Source organism: Cryobacterium arcticum, assembly GCF_001679725.1.
Lineage (GTDB): Bacteria > Actinomycetota > Actinomycetes > Actinomycetales > Microbacteriaceae > Cryobacterium > Cryobacterium arcticum_A.
On sequence record NZ_CP016282.1, the window covers coordinates 3,218,516 to 3,242,060 of the forward strand.

Sequence of the window (23,545 nt, forward strand, 5' to 3'; positions counted from 1 at the left end):
GGGCTAATTCTACGGGGCCTTGGCGTGGCTCCGGTCGGGGCCGCCGTGCGGGGCGGATGCGTCGGGCCCGTCGCCGGCTGAGCCCCCGGCGTCGGTGCCGCCGCCGTTGGCGGCGAGCTCGGCTTCCTCGACTTCGCGCTCCCACGCATCCCGCACCAGGCGGTACCAGAGGAACACGGCGAACCCGGCGAACACGGCCCACTCGACGGCGTAGAAGATGTTCAGCCAGTTCAGCGGCACCTCGACGACCGGCTCGGGCGAGTCGATCACGGCGAGGCCGTCGGCCGCGGCGCTGTCGACGATGTAGCCCTGGTAGACCGACTGGTCGTTCCAGTTGGCCCAGAGGTTGATCAACGCGGCCGTGGACACCGTGGTCATGGTGTGCGGGTCGACGCCCTCGGCGGGCACCTGCGGCGCCTCGTCGGGCACGAACCGGCCGGTGAGCGGCTGCAGCGAGGCGATGCTCATCTCGTTGGCGAGCCGGTCGCGCACCGTGGCGGCCTGGTCGGCGTCGGCGGTCCAGCCGCGGGCGACGGGGATGCTGATGCCGTCGTCGGTGACGAAGTGGCTGACCACCCAGTACCCTGCTTCGCCGCCGTTGTGCCGGCCGCTGATGATCTGGTCATCCCCGGGCACGAAGGAGCCGCTGGTCTCGACCCGCTGGCCCTCCGCGATTTGCGGCGGCGGCCCATCCGGCGACACCGTGTCGCGCAGCGGCTGCACGATCTCGGTGCTGCGCTCCACGACCTGGCCGGAGCTGATGGCGCGGTCCAGCTGCCACTGGCCGAGCAGCGCGAACGCCGCGGCGATCGCCAAGGCCAGCAGCAGCGCGGCGATCCAGCGCGGGCGCAGCATCATGCCGATCATGAGTAGTCCCCCGCCCCGTCGTCCGTGCTGGACTTGCCGGGCTGGCCTGCCTTGTCGGGCTTCTTCTCGGGGGTCGGGTATGTCTCGGAAATGAAGTCCACCATCGGGTCGCCGGATTTCTGGTCGTGGGTGGCCGCCTCGACCAGCGCGATCTCCTCGGCGCGCATGGCGTCGCGCTCGGGGGTGCGGGTGGGCGGCTTGGGGGTGCGGGAGCGGCGGCCGAGGGCGGCGCCGATCTTCTCGGAGTTGGCGGTGAACAGCGGGCCGAGGATGGCCATGGAGAGCACGTAGAGACCGGCGAAGGGCTGCAGCCGCTGGTCGAGGCCGGCGCCCACCGAGAGGGTCGCCAGGATCAGAGTGAACTCCCCGCGGTTGACGAAGATCGCCGCGGTGTTGAGGCCTTCCCGCATACCCATTTGGTGCATCCGCGCCAGCAGCATGCCCGAACCCAGGCTGAGCACGAAGGTCATCAGGATGGCGATGGCCACCAGCGAGATGACCGAACCGAACTCGGCCACGTTGAGGGCCAACCCGAAGTTCAGGAAGAAGAACGCGCCGAACACGTCGCGGAGCGGCACGGCGACCCGCTCGATGCGGCCGCGGTAGGTGCTGGCGCCCAGCACCACGCCGATGAGGAACGCGCCGATCGCGTCGGTGACGCCGATGATCTCGCCGATGCCGGCGAAGAGCACGGCGAGGCCGAAGAACAGGATGGTGAACAGCTCGTCGTCCTTGGTGCGCATCAGCCGCGACACCACCCGGCCACCCCACCGGGCGACGGAGAACATCACCACGAGGAACAGGAACGCGATGAACAGTTGCAACACGATGGGCCAGATCTCGGTCTTGCCGCTGAGCACCACGGACACGATGGCCAGGTACACGGCGATGAAGATGTCGCCCACCACGGTCACCCCGAGGATCATCGGGGTTTCCTTGTTCGCCAGACGGCGCAGCTCGATGAGCAGTTTCGTGATGATGGCGCTCGAGGAGGTGCCGGTCATGCCCGCGATCACGAGGGCCTCGCGGGTGCCCCAACCGGTCATCAGGCCGAACGCGAAGCCGGCGCCCATGTTGATCAGGATGTAGGACCCGCCGGAGATCAACAGTTTTCCGGCGTCGCCGAAGAACGCCTCCTGGTCGAACTCCAGGCCCAGGCTGAACAAGAGCAGGATCAACCCGAAGACGGCGATGAGTTCGATGTCGGCGGAGTGGAAGTCGAGGGGGAACCATCCGCTGTACGGGCTCGCCAACAGGCCCACGATCATGTAGATCGGAATCGACGGCAGGCCGATCAGCTTGCCCAGGCGGCCCAGGACGTAGGCAACCACGAGGAGGATGCCCAGGGTGAGTAGATCTTCACCGAGGTTCATCGGCTAGCCTCCGGGCGGCGAGTCGACGGGCTTCGCCTTGATCTCGCCGGTGCGGAAGAACGCGAACGCCTTCGCCACCTTTTCGGGCGAGCCGGCCACGACCAGGGTGTCGCCGGGAAAGACCTTGAAGTCGGCCGCGGGGGCCGGGTTGGCGGATTCGCCGCGCACCACGGCCACGACGGTGAGCCCGGCGATGCCGCGCTCGGCGGGGTTGCCCAGGGGCTGCCCGGCGATATGGTCCTCGTAGTCCACCGTGAACCAGTCGATGCTCAGGCCGGGGATCTGGTCGAGCGCGGTGAGCGACTCGGTGATCTGGGTGCCGCCGAGGAGTTCGGCGAGGGTGTGCGCCTCGTCCTCGCTGAGCCGGAGGGACACCTTGCTGGCGTCGGGTCCGCCCTCGTCATCGGCGAAGGTGATGAGGTCACTGTGGCCTGAGCGGTGGGCGATCACGCCGACCTTGCCGCCGTCATCGGTGATGAAGGTGTGCAGCACACCCACACCGGGGAGCTTGACCCGTCGAACGTCAACCATGGTGCGACTCCTGAGGCTTGTGGGCGGTGTACCTATTCTACCGGAGGCTTTCGGCCGGTTGGCCGGGCCGCGGCCCCTGTGCATCCGCTCGACCGGGGCTCGCTCGTGACTCCTCGCCGCCGGTGTTCGGTGCGCCCCGTGTGGCGCCGTGCGCCAGCTATGCCTGGCGCACCACGCCATACGGGGCGCACTCAAGCGGATGCTCGAATCGGGAGTGCACAGATGTCACCGGTTCCTGCCGATAGACCTCACACTCTGCTTGCCTGTCGGCATGGGAATCTCGTCATCGACCACCCTCAGCATGCTCTCCGCGCTGTCCAGCCGCGACGGACTGATCCTCGCGACCGATGCCGGGCGCGTCGGCCTCCAACGGGAGCTTCGCCTCGAGTTCGAACGACAGACTGTTTTTCGTCTGCGTCGAGGGGTCTACGTGCTCACCGCAGAGTGGGCTGCCCTGGGAGCGGACGACCGCTACCTCCGTCGGATCCGAGCCCATGCCGCTGTCGCCGAGGGGCCCGCCGTCTACTCGCACTTCTCCGCGGCCGCTTTGTGGGGGCTGCCGGTTGTGGGGGCCTGGCCGTCGGAGATTCACCTCACCTCCTCGGCGGCAGCGGGCGGACGATCCCGGCCCGGTGTTGTGCGTCATTCGCAGGAGCACTGCCTCGACGTCGTGGAGCACGACGGGCTTCGGGTCACATCCGTCGCGGCCACCGCGGTGGCCATGGCCCGGATGCTCCCCTTCGGTCGGGCGGTAGCGGTGATGGACAAGGCCCTGCACGAGCCACGCGATGGCGACCCGCTGACCACTCGGGCCGAACTCGAGGGGGCCCTGGCGGAGCTCGGCCATGTCCCCGGCCGCGCGGCGGCCGGGCGGGTGTTGGAGTTCGCCACGCCGCTATCAGGCTCCGCCGGAGAGTCGATCAGCCGGGCCGGCATCTTCCTGCTGGGATTTCTCGCTCCCGACTTGCAGGTGCCGCACTGGGATCAGGCCGGGCTGATCGGGTATACCGACTTCTTCTGGCCGGGCATCCGCACCGTCGGTGAGTTCGACGGCGACGGCAAGTATCTGCGTGACGAGTTCACCCACGGACGCGCCGCCGCCGACATCGTCATCGCAGAGAAGGTCAGGGAGGACCGGTTGCGCGCGCTGGGCCTGGGCGTGTTCCGGTGGGGCTGGCCCGTCGCCACTTCGCTCCCGGCACTGGGCGACCTTCTCGCCCGCAAGGGCGTCCCTCGAGCCCGCTAGCCGGCGCACCGCAGCGGACCCCATGCGTGTGTCGCGAACCGTCGCTGCACCCCTGGTGGCCCGATGCGCCAGCTATAGCTGGCGCACCGCGCCACACGAGGCGCACCGCGCCACACGAGGCGCACCGGACGGGGCAGCGGGTACCCGCCGCCCCGCACCCGCAGGGTCAGGTCGTGACGATGTCGGGGGCCTCCAGGCGCACCCGGTCGGCGGACTCGTCGTCGGGCTGGGTTTGCGAGGCCCGCTCGGCGGCGACCCGCTTGAGGTAGATCGACACCTCACGCTCCTCACGTTCGGTATCCCAGCCGAGCACCCCGGCGAGCAGCCGCGCGGCGACCGGCGCCGCCGACACCCCGCGGTCCCAGGCCTCGATGGAGATGCGGGTGCGGCGGGCCAGCACGTCCTCGAGGTGCAGGGCGCCCATATGGGTGGCGGCGTAGACCACCTCGGCCTGGATGTAGTCGTCCGCGCCGGGCAACGGCTCGGCCAGCTCCGGATGGTCCTTGATCAGGTCGAGGAGCTCATCGGTGAGGGTGCCGTAGCGGTTGAGCAGGTGCTCCACCCGCACGGTGTGCAGGTTGAACGCGTGAGCGATCTTGGCGCGCTTGTTCCACGCGGCCCGGTACCCCTCGGCGCCGAGCAACGGGATCTCCTTGGTCGTCGACGGCGGCACCAGGTCGTCCAGCGCATCCACTGCCGCGTCGATGGCGTCCTTGGCCATGACTCGGTAGGTGGTCCACTTGCCGCCGGCGATCACGACCAGGCCGGGCACCGAGTGCCCCACCAGGTGTTCTCGGGAGAGCTTCGAGGTCTGCTCGCTCTCCCCCGCCAGCAGGGGCCGCAGGCCCGCGTAGACCCCCTCGACATCTTCCCGGGTCAGCGCAACCTGCAGCACGGCGTTGACGTGCTCGAGCAGGTAGTCGATGTCGGCGGCGGTGGCCGCGGGGTGCGCCTTGTCAAGGTGCCAGTCGGTGTCGGTGGTGCCGATCAGCCAGTGCCGGCCCCACGGGATCACGAAGAGCACGCTCTTCTCGGTGCGCAGCAACAGCCCCATCGCGGACTGGAACCTGTCGCGCGGCACGACCAGGTGGATGCCCTTGGACGCTCGCACCTTGAATGTGCCGCGCTCCCCCACCATCCGTTGGGTGTCGTCGGTCCAGACGCCGGTGGCGTTGACCACCTGCTTGGCGCGCACGTCGAAGCGCTCCCCGGTCTGCAGGTCGTGCGCGTGCACGCCGACGACCCGTTCGCCCACCTTGATGAACCCCTCAACGCGCACCCGGCTGGCCACGTGGGCGCCATAGGCGGATGCCGTGCGGGCCAGCGACGCGACGTAGAGCGCGTCATCGACCTGGGCGTCGTAGTAGGTGATGCCGCCCACCAGGGCGTTGTGGTTGAGGCTGGGCACCATCTTGGCGACCTGGCCGCGGGTGAGGTGGCGGTGGTGCGGCACGCCCGGCCGGCCGCCGAGGTACGAGAGCACGTCGTAGAGCAGCATGCCCGCGCCCACATACGCGCGCTCGATCACCCGCTTCTTGAGCGGGTAGAGGAAGCGCACGGGCTTGACCAGGTGCGGGGCGATGCGTTTGAGCAGCAGGCCACGTTCGGTCAGGGCCTCCCGCACCAGGCGGAAGTCGAGCTGTTCGAGGTAGCGGATGCCGCCGTGCACCAGCTTCGACGACCGGCTGGAGGTGCCCGACGCCCAGTCCCTGGCCTCGAGCATGCCCACGCTCAGGCCACGGGTCACCGCGTCCAGCGCGCAGCCGGTGCCCACGATTCCCCCGCCGACAACGAGAATGTCGAGCTCTTTGTCCTTGAGGCGTTCGATCGCGGCCGCGCGTTCCTCTGGTCCGAGCTTTGTGGACCTGGTCACCGAATTATCGTGCGTCATCTGCAAACTCCCATCGCCATCGGTGGTGCTTGCTTCGACGCTAGTTCACTCAGTACGGCGCGACAACTACCTCAACCCGCTGAAATTCTTTGATTCCGCTGTATCCGGTGGTGGCCATCGAGCGACGCAGCGCGCCGACCAGGTTGGCGGTGCCGTCGGCCACGGTGGACGGGCCGTACAGGATCGCTTCGAGCGGGGCGACGGAGCCCACCTCGACGCGCCGGCCGCGGGGCAGCTGGGAGTGGTGCGCCTCGGCTCCCCAGTGGAAGCCGCCGCCGGGCGCGTCGGTGGCGCGCGCGAGAGCGGTGCCGAGCATCACGGCATCCGCGCCGCAGGCGATGGCCTTGACGATGTCGCCGGAGGTGCTCAAGCCGCCGTCGGCGATGACGTGCACGTACCGGCCGCCGGACTCGTCCATATAGTCGCGGCGGGCGCCGGCGACGTCGGCCACGGCGGTGGCCATGGGGGCGTGGATGCCGAGGCTGGTGCGGGTGGTGGAGGCCGCGCCGCCGCCGAAGCCGACGAGCACGCCGGCCGCTCCGGTGCGCATCAGGTGCAGGGCCGCGGTGTAGGTGGCGGCGCCGCCGACGATGACGGGCACGTCGAGGTCGTAGATGAACTTCTTGAGGTTCAGCGGCTCCTGGTTGCGGGAGACGTGCTCGGCCGAGACCGTGGTGCCACGGATGACGAACAGGTCGACGCCGGCGGCGACGACGGTTTCGTAGAGTTCCTGGGTGCGCTGCGGCGACAGGGCACCGGCGACGGTGACGCCCGCTGCGCGGATCTCAGCGAGGCGCTCGGTGACGAGGGCCGGCTTGATCGGTTCGGCGTAGATCTCCTGCATGCGGGCCGTGGCCTTATCGGCGGGCAGGTCGCGGATCTCGGCGAGCAGCGGCTCGGGGTTCTCGTAACGGGTCCAGAGGCCCTCGAGGTCGAGCACACCCAGTCCGCCGAGCTGGCCCATCATGATCGCGGTCGTCGGGGAGACGACCGAGTCCATCGGGGCGGCCAGGAACGGGATGTCGAACTGGTACGCGTCGATGGACCAGCCGACCGACACATCCTCGGGGTCACGGGTGCGCCGGGAGGGCACCACCGCGATGTCGTCGAAGGCGTACACACGCCGAGCGCGCTTGGACCGGCCGATTTCAATTTCCATACTCACCCGCCCAGTTTAGTCGCAGCCCCCACTCAGCCAGGCCATCGACCTTCCCCCACACCTCCCGCGAACCGTGAGAAAAGCCCTGAAAACTCTTGGGTTTCGGGGCTTCGCTCACAGTTCGCGGATGGTTAGCGGCGGTAGTTGGGCGCCTCCACCATGATCTGCACGTCGTGGGGGTGGCTCTCCTTCAGGCCGGCCGCCGTGATGCGCACGAACTTGCCCTTCTGCTTGAGCTCGTCGATGGTGCGCGCGCCCACGTAGAACATCGACTGGCGCAGCCCGCCGATGAGCTGGTACGCCACGTTCGACACGGGGCCGCGGTAGGGCACCTGGCCCTCGATGCCCTCGGGGATGAGCTTGTCGTCGCTGGGTACATCCGACTGGAAGTAGCGGTCCTTGGAGTAGGACGTCTTGGAGCCGCGGGTCTGCAGCGCGCCGAGCGAACCCATGCCGCGGTAGGTCTTGAACTGCTTGCCGTTGGTGAAGACCAGTTCGCCCGGGCTCTCGTCACAGCCGGCGAGCAGCGAGCCGAGCATCACGGTGTCGGCGCCGGCGACGAGCGCCTTGGCGATGTCACCTGAGTACTGCAGTCCGCCGTCGGCGATGACCGGAACGCCGGTCTCCCGGGCGGCCAGCGAGGCCTGGTAGACCGCGGTGATCTGGGGCACGCCCACACCGGCGACGATGCGGGTGGTGCAGATCGAGCCGGGGCCCACGCCCACCTTGATGGCATCCGCGCCCGCGTCGATGAGCGCCTGAGCGCCTGAGCGGGTGGCGACGTTGCCGCCGATCACGTCGACGTCGGCGAAGGCCGGGTCGCTCTTGAGCTTGCGGATGATCTCCAGCACTCCGGCGCTGTCGCCGTTGGCGGTGTCGACCACGAGCACGTCGACCCCGGCCTCGAGCAGGGCGGAGGCCCGGCGCCAGGCGTCACCGAAGAAGCCGATGGCCGCGCCCACGCGCAGGCGCCCAGCGTCGTCCTTCGTCGCGTTGGGGTATTCCTCGCTCTTGTCGAAGTCCTTGACGGTGATGAGGCCCGTGAGGCGGCCGGAGTCGTCGACGAGCGGCAGCTTCTCGATCTTGTGGGTGGCGAAGATGGCCACGGCGTCCATGGGCGCCATGCCGACCTTGCCCGTGATGAGCGGGGAGGTGGTCATGACCTCGCGCACCTTGGTGGTGTGCTTCTTCACGCTGGAGACGAAACGCATGTCGCGGTTGGTGATGATGCCCACGAGCACGCCGTCGTTGTCGACGACCGGCAGGCCGCTGATGCGGAACTGGCCGCACAGCGCATCCACCTCGGCGACGGTGGCATCGGGCGAAGTCGTTACCGGATTGGTAATCATGCCGGATTCGCTGCGCTTGACGAGGTCCACCTGCTCGGCCTGGTCCGCGATCGACAGGTTGCGGTGCAGGATGCCCAGGCCGCCTTCACGCGCCATGGCGATAGCCATACGCGTCTCGGTGACGGTGTCCATTGCACTCGACAGCAGCGGTGTCGCAACGCTGATTCTGCGGGTTAGCCGGGACTTTGTCTCGGCCTCACTCGGAATTACGTCAGTGTGCCCCGGAAGGAGAAGGACGTCGTCGTACGTGAGCCCGGTGAAACCGAACGGATCTGGCTGATCCATGAAACCCCTTTTGCATTCGCGAATAAGGAAGAAAGCCCGGGATCTCGAGGGATGCAACCGGTAGTCAATGTTAAGCGACGTTGCGCCCCAGGCATTCCGCGAAGCAGAATCAGACCCACTAAATTCTGCGTACGAAACATATGCGACATAATCGGCACGTACTGTCAGCAACGTCGCTGGCAGGTAAGCCCGCCGGCTCGAATTCGCACCGACGGTGCCCACTTGGAGGTGCAGTGAGCAATACACACGCTGTTCGTAGATTCGCACCGAGGAAGCTGGTGCTCTTACTCGGCCTGCTCCTTGCTGCCTTGACCCTTTCCACGCTTGGCGCGGGAGCGGCTCACGCGGACGAGATCAATACGGACCAATACGACTACGTCATCGCCGGCAACGTGCAATTCGACGGCGAACCGATCGAAGACGTGCTCATCTCCGTCAAGGGCTCCGGCTACGAGGCCGAGGTCGTCACCGACGCCGACGGCAAGTGGCGCATCGGCGTTCCCGAGAAGGAGACCTACACGGTCAGCCTCGACGAGGACACCCTGCCCAAGGGTGTCGTCGTGGCCAAGGGCGGGTCGACCATCGATGCCGAGTTCGGTCTCACGAAAGTGAAGTCGGTGAACTTCTTCCTCGGTGAGGGGGAACGCACCACCGTCAGCTTCTTCGACCAGTTCGTGAACCGGTTCGTCAACGGCCTGAACTTCGGGTTGCTGCTGGCGTTGGCCGCCATCGGCATGTCACTGATCTTCGGCACCACGGGGCTGAGCAACTTCGCCCACGCCGAGATGATCACCTTCGGCGCCCTGGCCACCCTCACCCTGTCCGTCACCCTCGGTGTGCCGATCTGGTTGGCGATCATCGTCGCCATCGCGCTCAGCGGCGCCCTCGGCTTCGGTTTGGATGCGGCGATCTGGAAACCCTTGCGGAAGAAGGGTGTCGGGTTGATCCCGCTGATGATCGTCAGCATCGGCCTGTCGCTCGCGCTGCGGTACACCTTCCAGCTGTTCTACGGCGGCGGTACCAGCCAGCTGCCCGGTTCCGGCATGGCCGACCTCAAGTTCGGGCCGATCTCGCTCTCGCCGATCGACCTGGCCAGCATGGGTATCAGCGTCGTCGTGCTCCTCGCGGTGTCCTACTTCCTGCTGCGCACCCGCATCGGCAAGGCCACCCGCGCCGTGTCCGACAACCCCAGCCTCGCCTCGGCGAGCGGTATCGACGTGGATGGCGTCATCCGCATCGTCTGGATCGTCGGCGGTGCGCTGGCCGGCCTGTCCGGTGTGCTCTGGGCCTACTTCCGTCCGGGCGTCAGCTGGGACATGGGCTTCCAGATCCTGCTGCTGGTCTTCGCCGCCACCACCCTGGGTGGTCTCGGCACCGCCTTCGGCGCCCTGGTGGGCTCGATCATCGTGGGCCTGTTCGTCGAACTGTCCACGCTGTGGCTTCCGTCCGACCTCAAGTACGTCGGTGCACTTGTCGTTTTGATCCTGGTGCTGCTGCTTCGGCCGCAAGGCATCCTGGGTCGCAAAGAGAGAATTGGCTAGGGGCTGACGATGATCGACTGGGGAGCAATCTTTAGCAACGCGGCCGTCGAGCTGATCAGCCCGACCACCGCCGCCTACGCCCTCGCGGCGCTGGGCCTGGCCGTACACTTCGGCTACACCGGCCTGCTCAACTTCGGCCAGGCGGGCTTCATGGCACTCGGCGCCTACGGGTACGCGATCTCGACCCTGACCTTCGGGTTCCCGGTCTGGGCATCCGTGCTCGTCGGCATCGGCGCATCCGTGATCTTCGCGCTGGTGCTGGGCATCCCGACCCTGCGGTTGCGGGCCGACTATCTGGCCATCGTGACCATCGCGGCCGCCGAAATCGTGCGACTGCTGTTCACGACGAACACCTTCGAACCCGTCACGGGTTCGGCCAACGGGCTCAGCGGCTACAAGGGCGGCTTCGCCGACCTCAACCCGATCCCCGACGGCACCTACGGGTTCGGTCCGTTCGAGTACAACGCCTACGACTGGTGGCTGCGCATCGTGGCCTGGACCGTCGTGATCCTGGCCTGCCTGTTCACCTGGCAGATCATGCGGAGCCCCTGGGGCCGTGTGATCAAGGGCATCCGTGAAGACGAGGATGCCGTGCGCGCGCTGGGCAAGAACGTCTACGCCTACAAGATGCAGTCGCTGATTCTCGGTGGCGTGTTCGGCACGATCGCCGGAATGATCTTCGTGCTGCCGCGGGCCGTTGTGCCGTCGAACTACCAGACGTCGCTGACCTTCTTCGTCTACGCCATCCTGCTTCTCGGTGGCGCCGCGACGATTCTCGGCCCCGTGATCGGCTCGATGATCTTCTGGGTGCTCCTGTCGTTCTTCTCCGGTTTCATCGCCCGTGCGGTGGAAGCCGGCTGGCTGCCGTTCATGTCGAGCATCCAGGCCGGGCAGCTGCGCTTCATCCTCGTGGGTGTGGCGATCATGCTCATAGTCATCTACAGACCGCAGGGCATCTTCGGAAACAAGAAGGAGCTGGCTTTTGTCAAATAACACCGTTCCCACCGCCAAGCCCGTCAAGACCGTCGACATGCACATCGGCGAGGCCGTTCCCGGGTGCAAGAAGAAGGACCCGATCCTCGTGGTCGACGGCGTCAGCCGTACCTTCGGCGGCCTCAAGGCCGTGGATGTCGAGCACCTGGAGATTCCGCGCGGGGCGATCACCGCCCTGATCGGCCCCAACGGTGCCGGCAAGACCACACTGTTCAACCTGCTCACCGGATTCGACAAGCCCGACACGGGCTCGTGGACCTTCGACGGCACCCCGATCGGCGGCAAGCCCGCGTTCAAGGTGGCCCGGATGGGCCAGGTGCGCACCTTCCAGCTCACCAAGGCGCTGGGCCTGCTCACCGTGATGGACAACATGCTGCTCGGCGCCAAGGCGCAGGTCGGCGAGAACCTGTTCCGTGCGGTGCTGCCGTTCCTCTGGCGCCAGCAGGAGACCGACAACAAGGCGAAGGCCCTCGACCTGCTCGCCAGGTTCAAGCTGGACACCAAGAAGGACGACTACGCGGCCAGCCTCTCCGGCGGACAGCGCAAGCTCCTCGAGATGGCTCGGGCGCTCATGAGCGACCCGTCGCTGGTGATGCTCGACGAGCCCATGGCCGGTGTCAACCCGGCGCTGACCCAGTCGCTGCTCGACCACATCCTCAACCTGAAGGCGGAGGGCATGAGCGTGCTGTTCGTCGAGCACGACATGCACATGGTGCGCCACATCGCCGACTGGGTGATCGTGATGGCCGAGGGCAAGGTCGTGGCCGAGGGCGACCCGCACGAGGTCATGCGCAACCAGGCCGTCATCGACGCCTACCTGGGTCAGCACCACGATGAAGACCTCGGCGAGGATCCTGACGCCGAGAAGGAACATGTCGGAGCCATTAAGGAGCTGCTCGATGACGAACTCTAGCCCGCTGATCGACGCGACGCCGCCGCCGGTGCGCTCTGCCGTCGTCGAGGTGAAGAACGTGACCGCCGGGTATGTGCCCGGGGTCAACATCCTCAACGAGTGCTCACTGACCGCCTACGACGGCGAACTGATCGGCATCATCGGCCCGAACGGCGCCGGCAAGTCCACGCTGCTCAAGTCGATCTTCGGCCTGGTCAAGGTGCGCGAGGGCGAGATCCGGCTGCGCGGTGACAACATCACCAACCTCAAGGCCAACAAGCTGGTCTCCAAGGGCGTCGGGTTCGTGCCGCAGACGAACAACGTGTTCCCCACGCTCACGATCCAGGAGAACCTGGAGATGGGCATGTACCAGAAGCCCAAGGGCCTGGCCGAACGCCTCGAGTTCGTCACCGAGATCTTCCCGGAACTGCGTAAGCGCCTCGGCCAGCGGGCCGGTTCGCTCTCGGGCGGCGAGCGCCAGATGGTGGCGATGTCGCGGGCGCTCATGATGGGCCCGCACGTGCTGCTGCTCGACGAGCCGAGCGCCGGGCTCTCCCCCGTGCGTCAGGACGAGGCGTTCCTGCGCGTGAAGGAGATCAACAAGGCCGGCGTGACCACCATCATGGTGGAGCAGAACGCCCGTCGCTGCCTGCAGATCTGTGACCGCGGCTACGTGCTCGACCAGGGTCGGGATGCCTACACCGGCACCGGCCGTGAGCTGCTGAACGACCCCAAGGTGATCGGCCTGTACCTGGGCACCCTGGGCCAGGACGACTAGCCCCACCCGCACCACTCGCTTCACCCCCGTGCCCCGGCGCGGACGTGCTGCCCGTTTCCACGGAGCAGCCCGGCCGCCCGGGGCACGCGGCGTTTAACCGCGCGGCCCCTGCGCCCCTCTGGAGGCGCCAACCGCGCCGGGCACGCCATCCGGGCGCTCCGCCCTCCCCCGGGCCTCCCAGCGGCCCCTGAGCGCCGCCGCCGCCGAGGTCGCGGATGCGTCTGGGTGCCTCTGGTGCATAGCTCCTGCAGTTCCCTCGGCGACGGATGCTGCACCCCGGAAATACGGGCCCGGGCATCCGCTGCGCCGAATCGAGCAGGAGTTGTGCACACCGCGCCCCGAACGGGCGTGTGCGGGCACGGCCAGGGTAGACGGGGCACAGTGGCAAGGCACAGCGGGCACGGGCACACCGGGCGTCAGGGGCACAGCGGGCGCCAGGGGCACACGGGGCGGCGCGGGCACGCAGAAGGGCCCCGGCCGAAGCCGGGGCCCTTCTGGTGCTGTGCGGTACGTCTGCTGTGGGTGTACCGGTTAGCGGTGGTGACTAGTTGATGCGGGCGTAGGTGTTGTCTGCGCCGTACTGGTAGATACCGATGGTCGCGTCGGTCGGGTCGCCGTTCTCGTCGAACGTGATCGGGCCGGAGTAACCGTCGTAGTCGATCTGCTCACCCTTGGCGAGTGCCTCGGCGCCCGACTTGAAGTCGGTGACCTTGGTGCCCTCGCCGCTGCCGCCGGAGACCTGCTGCAGGTACTTGGCGATGGACTCACCCGAGACGTCGTTGGCCGCGTACGCAGCCAGGGCGATCAGGATGACGGCGTCGTACGACTCAGCGGCGTAGCTGTAGTCGGTGAGCGTCGGGTCGACCTCGAGCAGACGCTCGGTGAAGTCACCGAGGGTCGCCACGTCGAGTCCGGGCAGCGTGCCCTTCGAGCCCTCGACCAGGCCGGGAGCGAAGTCGGCGCTGTAGTCGGCCAGGTTGCCGTCAACGAAGTAGAGCTTGTCGCCCGGGAATCCGCCGCCGACCAGGGACGGGGTGATGACCTTTGCCTGGTCGAACGTGATCAGTGCGATCGCGTCGGGGTTGGCTGCGGTGACTTCGGCGATCTGTGCCGCGAAGTTCGCGTCACCCTCGTTGAAGAGCGAGGTCGCGACAACTTCGCCACCGGCTGCCTCGAAGGCGGCGGTGGTGGAGTCGGCGAGGCCGGTTCCGTAGGAGTCGTTGAGCACGATCAGTCCGAGGGTGCTGTTGCCGTCTTCGGCGATCTGGTTGCCCAGAACTTCACCCTGCAGCAGGTCGGAGGGAGCGGTGCGCCAGTAGAGGCCCTTGTCGTCGTAGGACGTGAAGTCCGCCGAGGTGTTGGCCGGGGAGAACTGCACGACGCCGGCACCGGTGATCTGGTCGATGACCGTCTTGGAGACGCCCGAGGACGCCGCACCGATGATCGCGGTGACCTTCTGCGAGAGCAGGTCGGTCACGGAGACGGTGGCGGTGTCGGTCGTGGTGTCGCCCGAGTCACGGAGGATGGCTTCGATGTCGATGCCCAGGCCTGCGTCGTTGACCTCGTTGATGGCGAGCTGTACACCGGCTTCTTCGGGCGGGCCGAGGAAGGCGAGTCCACCACTCTGCGGCAGGATCGTTCCGACCTTCAGGGCCAGATCGCGGTCGCCGGCCTCGACGGGGTTGACATCGCTGCTGGTCGCTGCGGGCTCTTCGGATGCGGCCGGCGTGCTCTCCGACGTGCTGCATCCGGTGAGCAGAAGTGCGCTGACGCCGAAGATGGCGACGCCTGTGACTACGGCGCGGGCCGAGCGGGAGGCCGAGGCCTTCGCGAATACGCTCATGTTGCTCCTAGGGTAAGGGGAATCGAGAGGTCGAGCACGGCAAACGATCGTTGCCGTGTTGCAAAGGTATTCATCGGAACGACATCAAACAAGGCGGTCGTGTTACAGGCGTGTAACGCGACCAAATCGTTACGAAACGTCCTTCTGATCAGGATGCCTTCAGCAGTCGTTCAGCGGGCGCGCGCGGTTTGCCCCCAAACGGGGGCCAGCGGGTGGGCGTAAGAAACCGTAACGGGCGGGGCGCTCCGGATGCGGCGCGGCCCGGCCTCTCAGACCAGGTCGGTCAGCAAACGCCGCTGTGAGCGCCCGGCGACGATCATGTCGACCGTGAGCACGATCAGGGCCACCCAGACCAGGCCGAAGCCGAGCCAGCGTTCGGGCGGCATCGGCTCCTGCAGGACCACGACCCCCACGATCAGCTGCAGGACCGGCGCGAGGTACTGCACCAGCCCGAGCGTGGACAGGGGCAGGCGGCGCGATGCGGCGGCGAAGAACAGCAGCGGCACGGCGGTGATCACTCCGGAGCCGATCAGCGCGACGGTGTGCAACGGGGACACCGTGCCGAAGGTCAGCCCGGTGAGCAGCGACACCACCACGAGCTGCACGATCGCGATGGGCGCCAGCCACATCGTCTCCAGGGTCAGCCCAGTGAGGGCATCCAGGTGCCCGCCGACCCGCTTCTTGATCAGGCCGTAGAGGCCGAAGGAGAAGGCCAGGATGAGAGAGATCCACGGCACGGTGCCGTAGCCGACGCTGAGCACGATCACGGCGATGAAGCTGATCACCACGGCGGCCCACTGGGCGGCGCGCAACCGCTCGTGCAGCACGAGCACCCCAAGCAGCACCGTGATGATCGGGTTGATGAAGTAGCCCAGTGCCGTCTCGACGACGTGTCCGCTCAGGGCGGCGAGGATGAAGGTCTGCCAGTTGATGAAGATCAGCACGCCGGCCAGGCCCATCGTCCAGACCACCCTCGGGGTGCGCAGTGCTGCCACCAGCGGGCGCCACGCCCGGGTCGCGAGGATCAGCACACCGCAGAAGACCAGGGAGAACAGCACCCGCCAGGCCACGATCTCGAACGCGCCCGTGGGCGCAAGGAGCAGGAAGTACAGCGGCAGGAAGCCCCAGATGCCGTAGGAACAGATCGCGTAGATCAGGCCGGTGTTCGCGGCGCTGCGCACGGCAGGTTTACGTCGTGTGGGGCCCTGCGTCATGCCGGTGATCCTGTCTGGGCAGCGGTTTCATTCCGCGAGTGCGGACACGAAAAATCCCGGATGGCCGAGGCCATCCGGGATTCAACGATATGGGGTGTTACTAGCGAACGACGACCGCGAGAACGTCGCGGGCCGACAGAACGAGGAGGTCCTCGCCACCGAACTTGACTTCGGTTCCACCGTACTTGGAGTAGATCACCTTGTCGCCGACGGCGACGTCGAGCGGGATGCGGTTGCCGTTGTCGTCAATGCGGCCGGGGCCGACGGCGACAACTTCGCCTTCCTGGGGCTTCTCTTTGGCGGTGTCCGGGATCACAAGTCCGGAAGCGGTGGTCTGTTCTGCATCCACCTGCTTGATGACGATGCGATCTTCGAGCGGCTTGATGGAGACCGACACGGTTGACCTCTTTCTTAGCTAAGACGTAGTTAGCAGACTCACAGCGAGAGTGCTAAGTCGAGTTTAGGGCGCAACTGGCACTCACGCAACGTGAGTGCCAGAGTGCACGGGACTCCACCCGGTTTCGGTTGATAGGTTTGCGGGATGGATCGCGCCGAGCTCGTTGAGCTGCTCTCACCCGAAGGCCTGCGCCTGCTGGACTCCCTGCCGCCCTACGAGGCCGGCGCCGACGTCGTGCGCACGGTCAGCGCCCTGCGGAAGGCTGGGCACTCCCCCGCCCTCGTGAATGCGGTGCTCTACCAGTCCCGGCTGCGCGCCAAGGCTACGGCCAAGTTCGGCGATTTCGCCAGCCGGATGCTGTTCACCGAGGCCGGCCTCGAGCAGGCCACCCGCCTGCGGGTCGCCGCCCTGCACGCCGGTCGATTCGTGGAGGCCAAGCTCGCCCGGGTCGCCGACGTGGGCTGCGGCATCGGTGGCGACGCCATGGCCATGGCCGCGATGGAGCTCACCGTGACCGCCATCGACATCGACGAGGTCACGGCCACCGTCGCGAGCTTCAACCTCGCCCCGTTCCCCACCGCCTCGGTGCTCTGCGCCGACGCGGCCGGCGTCGACCCGGCCGAGTACGACGCGCTCTGGTTCGACCCGGCCCGCCGCACCGCCGGGCACGGCAACACCAGCCGGCTCACCCGCGCCGAGGACTACTCCCCTCACCTCGACGACGTGTACGCCCTGGCCGAGCGGATGCCCGTGGGCGTCAAGCTCGGCCCGGGCCACGACCGGGAGCAGATCCCGGAGACCGCCGAGGCGCAGTGGGTGTCGGTGGACGGCAAGCTGGTGGAAATGGGCCTGTGGTTCGGCGCGCTCGCCCGCCCGGGCATCCGCCGTGCGGCGCTGCTGCTGACCCGCGACGGTGTGGCCGAGCTGACCGCGCCCGCCGACAGCGAGGACGTACCCGTCGGCGAGCTCGGCGAGTACCTCTACGAACCCGACGGCGCCATCATCCGTGCCCGGTTGATCGGCGACCTGGCCCGGTCGATGGATGCGCTCATGCTCAGCGAAGGCCTGGCCTACCTCACCAGCGCGACGCTCACCGAGACCCCGTTCGCCACCGCGTTCCGGGTCGTGGAGGTGCTGCCCGCCGACGAGAAGAAGCTGCGGATCGCCCTGGCCGAGCGGCGCATCGGCACCCTGGAGATCAAGAAACGCGGGGTGGATGTGGACCCCGCGACGCTGCGCACCCGGTTGAAGCTCAAGGGCCCGGAGTCGGGCACCCTCGTGCTGACGCGCGCGGCCGGGCACAAGGTGGCACTGCTCGTCGAACGCGTCTGAGCGGCGGCCGCTCAGCCGAAGTACGGCGGCAGCACCTGGGTGATCACGACAAGCCAGACCACGCCGAGCAGGATGCCGACGAGCCCGGTGACCAGGCCGAGGATCCAGAGTCCGCCGCTGCGGCGTTCGACGAACCGGGCCACGAGCGCGAGCACGACCGCGGCGAGAGCCAGCGGCACCGCCCAGACCACGAAAATGCCCGCCAGCATGCTGAGCGAGCCGCAGACCACGGCGGCCACGCTGAGGCCACGGCGGATCGGGTGCGTCTGGATCTCAGCCGTCGTGTAGACGTAGGGCACCCATTCGGTGGGCGCGGTGATCGTGGACTCGTAGGCCAGTTCCCCGGCGACAGGAGGCCGGGTGAGGCCGGTGGGCCGGGCCTCGGTCTGGGCGGTGGGCCGGTGGGCGGGCTGGCCGGCCGGTGGGCCGTCGGGCCGCCGCACGGGCTGCCCGGTGGGCAGTCCCTCAGTGGCGGGTGCGGCCGAGGAACCCTGCGCGGCCTGCCGGGCCCGAGCTTCGGCGCGCGTCTGGGCCTGCCCGGTGGAGTTCTGCGCTCCGGCGCTCTCCGGCTGCGGCTCTGCCCGGGTGTCGGGCTGCCCGGGCTGCGGCATGGGTGGGGCTCATTTCTCAAATCGGCCGGCGTAAAGTCAGCCGATGTGGCTACCGGCCGCGGGGTGATCCGAGTGTCAGTAGTAGTAGTTGTTGGGCATGCTCGCGAAGACTAGCGCCCACAGCAGAATACTCAATAGCGCCAGGGCGATGCCCACGAATCCGGTGATGATGCCGGTGAGCCAGAAGCCCCGGCCGCTGGGTTCCCGGTTGCGGGCGATGAAACCGAGCACCACACCGGCGGCCGGCAGGATGATCGCCAGGATGCCCCCGAAGATCGGGAAGAACGCGACGGGCGAACCGAGGATGCCGATCACGCCGGCGACCATCGACAGGATGCTCAGGATCGGCTGCTTGGTGGGCGTGTAGGACGGCGGCGGGCCGTAGCCGGTGGCCGGGGCTCCCGGCGTGGGCGGGCCATACCCGGGCGGCGGTGGGCCGTAGCCGGGCTGCACGGCACCGGAGCCGGACGGAGGTGTGCCGTAGCCGGGCTGCGGGGCGCCGTAGGGCGGTGGGGTGGGCGGTCCCTGCGTGGGCGGGGGGCCTTGTGCGGGCGGCGGGCCACCGGGCGGCGGGCTCGCGGGCGGCGGGTTCGAGGCGGGCGGGGGCCCGGCGGCCGGGGTTCCAGCGTCAGACGGCTCGGAGGCCGAAGGGGTTCCCGCGGCGCTGTCCTGCGGGAAATCCGGGACCTGGGGCACGTCGGGCACCTGCGGGACGTCGGGTACCTGGGGAACCTCGGGGTGCGGAGTGTTCGGATCAGTCATGACTGGTTCCTTTCCTGTGCTGCCGGAGCTGCCTGCGGGACCCGGATGTCGGCATCCGGAGTCTGCGCCGTGGCCGGTGGTCGACCGGCCCGGCCAGAATGCCGAGCCGGTGCGGCCGGGGCTAGTAGGTGCTGTACGAGCCGTTGTTGATGCCCGCGATCGTCGCCAGGACGATCACGATGATGAAGATGATGCCGCCGATCAGGCCTACGTAGCCGAGGACCAGGCCGGCGATCGCGAGGCCGCGGCCCTTCTCGCCGGTCTTCTTGATCTGGCTGAGGGCGATGTGACCGCAGATCACCGCGGCGAGGGAGACGAAGAACGCGCTGACCAGGGAAATGATCGCGAGAACATTCCACTTGTCAGCGGCGTTCGGCTGGCCGTAGCCCTGCGGCGAGTAGGCCTGGGCGGCGGGTGCCGAGCCGTATGCAGGGGCGGCGGGCGCGGAGCCGTAGGCGGGCGGGGCCGGCGGGGTGTACGCGGGCGGCGGAGTGGGCTCGTTGGATGCGGGAGTCTGGTTTGGATCGGTCATTGTGAGGGCTCCTTCACATGGGTGCAGCATAGGCAAGCGGCGCTGGGTGCGGCGGTGCCATAGTGGCACCCACGCCATGGGGGTGTCAACGTGCATGCGCCGCGGTGAACCCCCAGGGTCAGAGTACCGCGTCCGCCCGTGAAACGCTTGGTGAACTGCGGTTTCAGGCTTGGATGAGCGACACCGGCAGGGTCGAGTCCGCACCGAAGTCGAGGGTGGAGGGAGCGTGCCCGGCCATGATGAGCTGGGCGCCGAGGGCGGCGATCATGGCACCGTTGTCGGTGCAGAGCGACAGCGGCGGGATACGCAGGGCGATGCCCGCCGCACAGGTACGTTCCTGGGCCACCTGGCGCAGCCTGGCGTTGGCGATCACGCCGCCGCCAAGGAGCAGCCGGGGCACCCCGAGGTCGGTGCACGCCGCGACGGCCTTGGTGAGCAGCACGTCGACTACGGCCTCGCGGAAGCTCGCCGCGACGTCGTCGATCGGCACGGTCTCGCCGGCGTCCTGCTTCTGCTCCACCCACCGGGCCACCGAGGTCTTCAGGCCGGAGAAGGAGAAGTCGTAGCGGTGCTGGGCCATGTCCTTCTGGTGGCTGAGTCCGCGCGGGAAACGGATGGCGGTGGGGTCGCCGGTCGCGGCCACCCGGTCGATCTGCGGGCCACCCGGGTAGGGCAGGCCGAGCACCCGTGCCACCTTGTCGAAGGCCTCGCCGGCAGCGTCGTCGATGGTCTCGCCGAGCAGCTCCACGTCGGAGACGAGGTCGCGCACGAGCAGCAGCGAGGTGTGCCCGCCGGAGACCAGCAGGGCGATGGTGGGGTATTCGAGCGGCGCATCCGTCGTGACACCCTCGCCGCGGAGCAGGTCGGCGCCGACGTGTCCGACGAGGTGGTTGACGGCGTAGATGGGCACGTCGAGCGCCAGCGCCAGGGACTTGGCGGCGCCCACGCCCACCATGAGCGCGCCGGCGAGGCCGGGGCCGCTCGTGACGGCGATGGCGTCGATCTCGTCGAGCCGCACCTCGGCCTCGGCGAGCGCGGCGCGGATGGCGGGCACCATTTCCTCGAGGTGCGCGCGGGCGGCGACCTCGGGCACGACGCCGCCGTAGCGGGCGTGTTCGTCCATGGAGGAGGCGATGGTGTTGGAGAGCAGGGTGGTGCCGCGCACGATGCCGATGCCCGTCTCGTCGCAGGAAGTCTCGATGCCGAGCACGAGCGGGTCGGTGCGGTTGAGCGGGCGGGCGGGGGCGGCATCCGTGGTGAACTGCATCTCGGCGGGGGGAATGGGCAGGCGCATGACGATCGCATCCACGTTGTCTGGTTGGTAGTAGCCGCGGCGCACGCCGAGGTCTTCGAAGCCGAGCGAGCGGTAGAGGTGCTGGGCGCCGGGGTTGTCGGCGCGCACCTCGAGGAAGGTCTCGCGGGCGCCGCGCTTGCGGGCCTCGGTGATCAGGCTCTGCATGAGCACCCGGCCGAGGCCCCGGCCGCGGGCTTCCTCGGCCACGGCGATGGTCTGGATATCGCTCTCGGGCGACCGCTGGGCGGCCTGCAGGCCGGCGTAGGCGACGATGTGGTCTGGGGCGTCGGGCGGGAACGCGACCAGGTAGTAGCAGCCGGGGTCGGCGACGTCGCGGGCCATCATCTCGGTGGACCAGGCGTCGTTCTCGAAGATCGACGTCTCCAGGGCCATGATCGCGTCGACGTCGTCGGCGGTGGCGCGGCGCAGCTGCCAGGTCATCAGCTCACCCGCTTGGGGCCGTTTTTGGACACCGTCACGTCGGGCGAGCGCAGGTAGAGCGCGTCGTCGGCAGCGAACGGGCGACCGGCGGCGAAGGTAAGTTCGGCGACCATCCCCAGGTCTCCGGCGGAGATGGTGGTGGCGTCCAGGCGGGGCATCCCGGCGTGGGCGAAGTCGTCCGCGAGCAGCTCGGCGGGTTTGGCGAGCGCGGGCGGGCCGATGCGCACGGGCAGGGTCGCCGCATCCGCCCCGCTGTACGCCGACCAGTAGACCTCGCGGCGGCGGGCGTCGGTGACCACGAGCAGCGGACCGGTGTGGCCGGTGCGGTAGTGGCCGTACGCGATGGCGTCGTGGCTGATCACGGGCACGAGGGGCCGACCGACGCCGAGGGCGAAGACCCGCGCGGCGGCGATGCCGACACGGAGGCCGGTGAACGGGCCGGGGCCCATACCGCCGACCACGCCGGAGAGCGCCGTGACGGGGATGCCGGCCTCGGTGAGGCACTCCTGGATGAGGCGGCCGACCACCTCGGCGTGGCGCATGGTGTCGGGGATGCCGCGTTCGGCGATCACACCCTGGGTCAGGTCGACGACGGCGACGCTGGTGCCGGCGGAGGTATCGATGGCGAGGAGCACCCGTCCAGCCTATGCGGCCCCGGCGCATCCGCTCGCCGGGGCCCACGGAGCCCACGACAGTTTCCACATCGGTCAAATGCGGCCGGTGCGCCGGACACATTTGTCCGCACGGGGACCAGCTGAGCGCGCGCGAGGGCGTGCGGTCAGGGGCGCGGAGTGCGGAGGGCCTTCACGGTGAGCTGGGCGGCGGCGAGGATGAGCAGCACGGCGAAGAGGATGCTCGACAGGCGCGGCGGGATCAGCAGCGCGAGCGCCACCCCGGGCACCGCGGCCACCGTGGCTGTGACGCCCACCACGAGGCCGGCGCGCAGGTCCACGAGCTTGGCCCGCAGGTTGGCGATGGTGCCGACGATGCTCGTGGGCACCAGCACCAGGAGGGAGGTGCCCTTGGCGATGAGGTCGCTCACACCGAAGACCGCCACCAGCGCCGGCACCGCGATGACGCCGCCACCGATGCCGAACAGGCCGGACGCGACCCCCATCGCCAGGCCGAGCGCGAGGTAGCCGAGCACCACGAGCACGCTGAGCTCCAGGGCGGCGCCGCGCTCGGGCTCGACGACCACCATGCGCGCGGCGACGACCACGAGGAGCGCGATGAACAACCAGCGCAGCCAGAACAGGGGGATGCGTTGCAGCAGGTTGCTGCCGATTATCGACCCGACCACGGCGCCGCTGGCGATGATCACCCCCGCGACCAGGTCGATATGGCCGTTGGCCAGGTAGGTGATCGACCCCACGATGGAGGTGGGCACGATGGCCGCGAGCGAGGTGGTGGCGGCCTGGCGCTGGTTCATGTGCACGAGGGAGATGAGCAGGGGCACCATCACGATGCCGCCGCCCACGCCGAAGACACCCGAGAGCAGTCCGCCGATCAGGCCGGTGAGGATGAGGGCGAGCCAGTACCAGGTGCCCTTGGGGCTCGCGGGCGCGGCCGGGGTCGCCGGGGTGGCGCTCATTCGGTCGTCGGCCCATCAGGGCCGGCGCCACTGTGATCGGGGGCGGCGGCGGGCGTGGACCCGGTAGCGTCGCCGCCCGTGCCCGCCGTGGCGGCGAGGCCGAGGCCGGACTCCCAGCGGGGTCCGACTCCGGTGATCGTCACCGTGCGCGGCTCCGCGCGGTCGAGGTCGGCGTCTATCTCATCGGCATCGGCATCGGCGTCAGAGCCCGCCGTGCCACCCACGGCCTCGGAGGCGCCGAGCGGCCGCACGATCTCCACGTCGAGCCAGGACTCGGTGATGCCCTCGAGCAACCCCCGGCCCCACTCCACCACCGCGATCGAGCGGGCGAAATCGATGTCGAGGTCGTCGAGTTCCATGGCGCTGTTCAGCCGGTAGGCATCCACGTGCACGAGCGGCGGGCCGCCGACCAAGCTCGGATGTGTGCGCGCGAGCACGAAGGTGGGGCTGGTGACCGGGCCGCGCACTCGCAGCCCCTCGCCGAGGCCGCGGGTGAAGGTGGTCTTGCCGGCGCCGAGCGGGCCGGTGAGCACCATGAGGTCCCCGGCGCGGAGTACTCCGGCCAGCTCCACGCCCAGCGCGTGCATGGCTTCGGGGTCGTCGATGATGCGGCGCATCGGCGG

The 23,545-nt window shown here is 68.6% G+C and carries 22 protein-coding genes; 6 read left to right on the forward strand and 16 right to left on the reverse strand.

What is annotated here, in order from left to right:
• Nucleotides 1-9: 9 nt before the first annotated feature.
• Genes PA27867_RS14580 through PA27867_RS14590 form a run of 3 tightly spaced genes read right to left on the reverse strand, consistent with a single transcriptional unit; the run spans nt 10 to nt 2,771 of the window.
• Nucleotides 10-867: an SURF1 family protein gene (locus PA27867_RS14580; protein ID WP_066597508.1), complete on the reverse strand. Its 858-nt coding sequence runs from the start codon at nt 865-867 to the stop codon at nt 10-12.
• Entirely contained in the window at nt 864-2,240 is a 1,377-nt protein-coding gene (locus tag PA27867_RS14585; protein ID WP_066597512.1) for a cation:proton antiporter, read from the reverse strand. Before PA27867_RS14585 ends, PA27867_RS14580 begins: the two co-directional genes overlap by 4 nt.
• Before the next feature lie 3 nt (nt 2,241-2,243).
• Nucleotides 2,244-2,771, reverse strand: a complete 528-nt coding sequence (locus PA27867_RS14590) for a cation:proton antiporter regulatory subunit (RefSeq protein WP_066597514.1) — start codon at nt 2,769-2,771, stop codon at nt 2,244-2,246.
• 271 nt (nt 2,772-3,042) lie between these two features.
• Between PA27867_RS14590 and PA27867_RS14595 the strand changes: the two genes are divergently transcribed.
• Nucleotides 3,043-4,017 carry a hypothetical protein gene (locus PA27867_RS14595; RefSeq protein WP_084021199.1) on the forward strand — a complete coding sequence of 325 codons (975 nt, stop codon included), beginning with the start codon at nt 3,043-3,045 and terminating at the stop codon, nt 4,015-4,017.
• A gap of 166 nt (nt 4,018-4,183) precedes the next feature.
• On the opposite strand, the gene PA27867_RS14600 is transcribed toward PA27867_RS14595, so the two are convergent.
• The 3 genes from PA27867_RS14600 to guaB form a co-directional block, all read right to left on the reverse strand.
• A complete protein-coding gene (locus PA27867_RS14600; RefSeq protein ID WP_066597516.1) occupies nt 4,184-5,908 on the reverse strand; it encodes a glycerol-3-phosphate dehydrogenase/oxidase in 1,725 nt (574 codons plus the stop codon).
• A gap of 49 nt (nt 5,909-5,957) precedes the next feature.
• The gene (locus PA27867_RS14605) at nt 5,958-7,067 is read right to left on the reverse strand and encodes a GuaB3 family IMP dehydrogenase-related protein (RefSeq protein WP_066597519.1); all 1,110 of its coding nucleotides are present in this window, start codon (nt 7,065-7,067) and stop codon (nt 5,958-5,960) included.
• Nucleotides 7,068-7,198: 131 nt separating this feature from the next.
• On the reverse strand, nt 7,199-8,701 hold the full coding sequence (guaB, locus tag PA27867_RS14610) for an IMP dehydrogenase (RefSeq protein WP_066597521.1): 1,503 nt from the start codon (nt 8,699-8,701) through the stop codon (nt 7,199-7,201).
• Between the two features lie 233 nt (nt 8,702-8,934).
• On the opposite strand from guaB, the gene PA27867_RS14615 reads away from it, so the two are divergent.
• Genes PA27867_RS14615 through PA27867_RS14630 form a run of 4 tightly spaced genes read left to right on the forward strand, consistent with a single transcriptional unit; the run spans nt 8,935 to nt 12,905 of the window.
• Complete coding sequence (locus tag PA27867_RS14615; RefSeq protein ID WP_066597523.1) at nt 8,935-10,242, forward strand: branched-chain amino acid ABC transporter permease; 1,308 nt, start codon at nt 8,935-8,937, stop codon at nt 10,240-10,242.
• A 12-nt stretch (nt 10,243-10,254) separates the two neighbouring features.
• Nucleotides 10,255-11,235, forward strand: a complete 981-nt coding sequence (locus PA27867_RS14620) for a branched-chain amino acid ABC transporter permease (RefSeq protein WP_066600032.1) — start codon at nt 10,255-10,257, stop codon at nt 11,233-11,235.
• A gap of 37 nt (nt 11,236-11,272) precedes the next feature.
• Nucleotides 11,273-12,148, forward strand: a complete 876-nt coding sequence (locus tag PA27867_RS14625; protein WP_084021438.1) for an ABC transporter ATP-binding protein — start codon at nt 11,273-11,275, stop codon at nt 12,146-12,148.
• On the forward strand, nt 12,135-12,905 hold the full coding sequence (locus tag PA27867_RS14630; RefSeq protein ID WP_066597528.1) for an ABC transporter ATP-binding protein: 771 nt from the start codon (nt 12,135-12,137) through the stop codon (nt 12,903-12,905). The genes PA27867_RS14625 and PA27867_RS14630 overlap by 14 nt, the downstream gene beginning before the upstream one ends.
• Before the next feature lie 544 nt (nt 12,906-13,449).
• Here PA27867_RS14630 and PA27867_RS14635 read toward each other — a convergent pair.
• The 3 genes from PA27867_RS14635 to groES all read right to left on the reverse strand — a co-directional run bounded on the left by PA27867_RS14635 (nt 13,450) and on the right by groES (nt 16,359).
• The gene (locus PA27867_RS14635) at nt 13,450-14,748 is read right to left on the reverse strand and encodes an ABC transporter substrate-binding protein (protein ID WP_066597530.1); all 1,299 of its coding nucleotides are present in this window, start codon (nt 14,746-14,748) and stop codon (nt 13,450-13,452) included.
• Nucleotides 14,749-15,017: 269 nt separating this feature from the next.
• Nucleotides 15,018-15,962: an EamA family transporter RarD gene (gene rarD / locus PA27867_RS14640; RefSeq protein WP_066597533.1), complete on the reverse strand. Its 945-nt coding sequence runs from the start codon at nt 15,960-15,962 to the stop codon at nt 15,018-15,020.
• 100 nt (nt 15,963-16,062) lie between these two features.
• Nucleotides 16,063-16,359 (reverse strand): co-chaperone GroES, encoded by a 297-nt coding sequence (groES, locus tag PA27867_RS14645; protein ID WP_066597535.1) that lies wholly within the window; start codon nt 16,357-16,359, stop codon nt 16,063-16,065.
• Between the two features lie 144 nt (nt 16,360-16,503).
• Here groES and PA27867_RS14650 point away from each other — a divergent pair, with 144 nt between their 5' ends.
• Entirely contained in the window at nt 16,504-17,691 is a 1,188-nt protein-coding gene (locus PA27867_RS14650; RefSeq protein ID WP_066597537.1) for a THUMP-like domain-containing protein, read from the forward strand.
• Nucleotides 17,692-17,702: 11 nt separating this feature from the next.
• Here PA27867_RS14650 and PA27867_RS14655 read toward each other — a convergent pair whose 3' ends face one another.
• The 7 genes from PA27867_RS14655 to tsaE all read right to left on the reverse strand — a co-directional run bounded on the left by PA27867_RS14655 (nt 17,703) and on the right by tsaE (nt 23,539).
• Nucleotides 17,703-18,302: a hypothetical protein gene (locus tag PA27867_RS14655; protein WP_066597539.1), complete on the reverse strand. Its 600-nt coding sequence runs from the start codon at nt 18,300-18,302 to the stop codon at nt 17,703-17,705.
• 75 nt (nt 18,303-18,377) lie between these two features.
• Entirely contained in the window at nt 18,378-19,064 is a 687-nt protein-coding gene (locus PA27867_RS14660) for a DUF4190 domain-containing protein (protein WP_084021201.1), read from the reverse strand.
• 121 nt (nt 19,065-19,185) lie between these two features.
• Nucleotides 19,186-19,596 carry a DUF4190 domain-containing protein gene (locus tag PA27867_RS21095; RefSeq protein ID WP_066597541.1) on the reverse strand — a complete coding sequence of 137 codons (411 nt, stop codon included), beginning with the start codon at nt 19,594-19,596 and terminating at the stop codon, nt 19,186-19,188.
• Nucleotides 19,597-19,759: 163 nt separating this feature from the next.
• Nucleotides 19,760-21,331 carry a tRNA (adenosine(37)-N6)-threonylcarbamoyltransferase complex transferase subunit TsaD gene (gene tsaD / locus PA27867_RS14670; protein WP_084021202.1) on the reverse strand — a complete coding sequence of 524 codons (1,572 nt, stop codon included), beginning with the start codon at nt 21,329-21,331 and terminating at the stop codon, nt 19,760-19,762.
• Nucleotides 21,331-21,966 (reverse strand): tRNA (adenosine(37)-N6)-threonylcarbamoyltransferase complex dimerization subunit type 1 TsaB, encoded by a 636-nt coding sequence (gene tsaB, locus PA27867_RS14675; RefSeq protein WP_066597544.1) that lies wholly within the window; start codon nt 21,964-21,966, stop codon nt 21,331-21,333. Before tsaB ends, tsaD begins: the two co-directional genes overlap by 1 nt.
• A gap of 143 nt (nt 21,967-22,109) precedes the next feature.
• Nucleotides 22,110-22,922 carry a sulfite exporter TauE/SafE family protein gene (locus PA27867_RS14680; protein ID WP_066597546.1) on the reverse strand — a complete coding sequence of 271 codons (813 nt, stop codon included), beginning with the start codon at nt 22,920-22,922 and terminating at the stop codon, nt 22,110-22,112.
• Complete coding sequence (gene tsaE / locus PA27867_RS21205) at nt 22,919-23,539, reverse strand: tRNA (adenosine(37)-N6)-threonylcarbamoyltransferase complex ATPase subunit type 1 TsaE (protein WP_236900721.1); 621 nt, start codon at nt 23,537-23,539, stop codon at nt 22,919-22,921. Before tsaE ends, PA27867_RS14680 begins: the two co-directional genes overlap by 4 nt.
• Nucleotides 23,540-23,545: the final 6 nt, after the last annotated feature.

Excerpts from the sequence above, each read along its gene's own strand:
- PA27867_RS14580 (WP_066597508.1), bottom strand. The coding sequence starts at position 867 with ATGATCGGCATGATGCTGCGCCCGCGCTGGATCGCCGCGCTGCTGCTG.
- PA27867_RS14585 (WP_066597512.1), bottom strand. The coding sequence starts at position 2,240 with ATGAACCTCGGTGAAGATCTACTCACCCTGGGCATCCTCCTCGTGGTT.
- PA27867_RS14590 (WP_066597514.1), bottom strand. The coding sequence starts at position 2,771 with ATGGTTGACGTTCGACGGGTCAAGCTCCCCGGTGTGGGTGTGCTGCAC.
- PA27867_RS14595 (WP_084021199.1), top strand. The coding sequence starts at position 3,043 with ATGGGAATCTCGTCATCGACCACCCTCAGCATGCTCTCCGCGCTGTCC.
- PA27867_RS14600 (WP_066597516.1), bottom strand. The coding sequence starts at position 5,908 with ATGACGCACGATAATTCGGTGACCAGGTCCACAAAGCTCGGACCAGAG.
- PA27867_RS14605 (WP_066597519.1), bottom strand. The coding sequence starts at position 7,067 with ATGGAAATTGAAATCGGCCGGTCCAAGCGCGCTCGGCGTGTGTACGCC.
- guaB (WP_066597521.1), bottom strand. The coding sequence starts at position 8,701 with ATGGATCAGCCAGATCCGTTCGGTTTCACCGGGCTCACGTACGACGAC.
- PA27867_RS14625 (WP_084021438.1), top strand. The coding sequence starts at position 11,273 with ATGCACATCGGCGAGGCCGTTCCCGGGTGCAAGAAGAAGGACCCGATC.
- PA27867_RS14630 (WP_066597528.1), top strand. The coding sequence starts at position 12,135 with ATGACGAACTCTAGCCCGCTGATCGACGCGACGCCGCCGCCGGTGCGC.
- PA27867_RS14635 (WP_066597530.1), bottom strand. The coding sequence starts at position 14,748 with ATGAGCGTATTCGCGAAGGCCTCGGCCTCCCGCTCGGCCCGCGCCGTA.
- rarD (WP_066597533.1), bottom strand. The coding sequence starts at position 15,962 with ATGACGCAGGGCCCCACACGACGTAAACCTGCCGTGCGCAGCGCCGCG.
- PA27867_RS14650 (WP_066597537.1), top strand. The coding sequence starts at position 16,504 with ATGGATCGCGCCGAGCTCGTTGAGCTGCTCTCACCCGAAGGCCTGCGC.
- PA27867_RS14655 (WP_066597539.1), bottom strand. The coding sequence starts at position 18,302 with ATGCCGCAGCCCGGGCAGCCCGACACCCGGGCAGAGCCGCAGCCGGAG.
- PA27867_RS14660 (WP_084021201.1), bottom strand. The coding sequence starts at position 19,064 with ATGACTGATCCGAACACTCCGCACCCCGAGGTTCCCCAGGTACCCGAC.
- PA27867_RS21095 (WP_066597541.1), bottom strand. The coding sequence starts at position 19,596 with ATGACCGATCCAAACCAGACTCCCGCATCCAACGAGCCCACTCCGCCG.
- tsaD (WP_084021202.1), bottom strand. The coding sequence starts at position 21,331 with ATGACCTGGCAGCTGCGCCGCGCCACCGCCGACGACGTCGACGCGATC.
- PA27867_RS14680 (WP_066597546.1), bottom strand. The coding sequence starts at position 22,922 with ATGAGCGCCACCCCGGCGACCCCGGCCGCGCCCGCGAGCCCCAAGGGC.
- tsaE (WP_236900721.1), bottom strand. The coding sequence starts at position 23,539 with ATGCGCCGCATCATCGACGACCCCGAAGCCATGCACGCGCTGGGCGTG.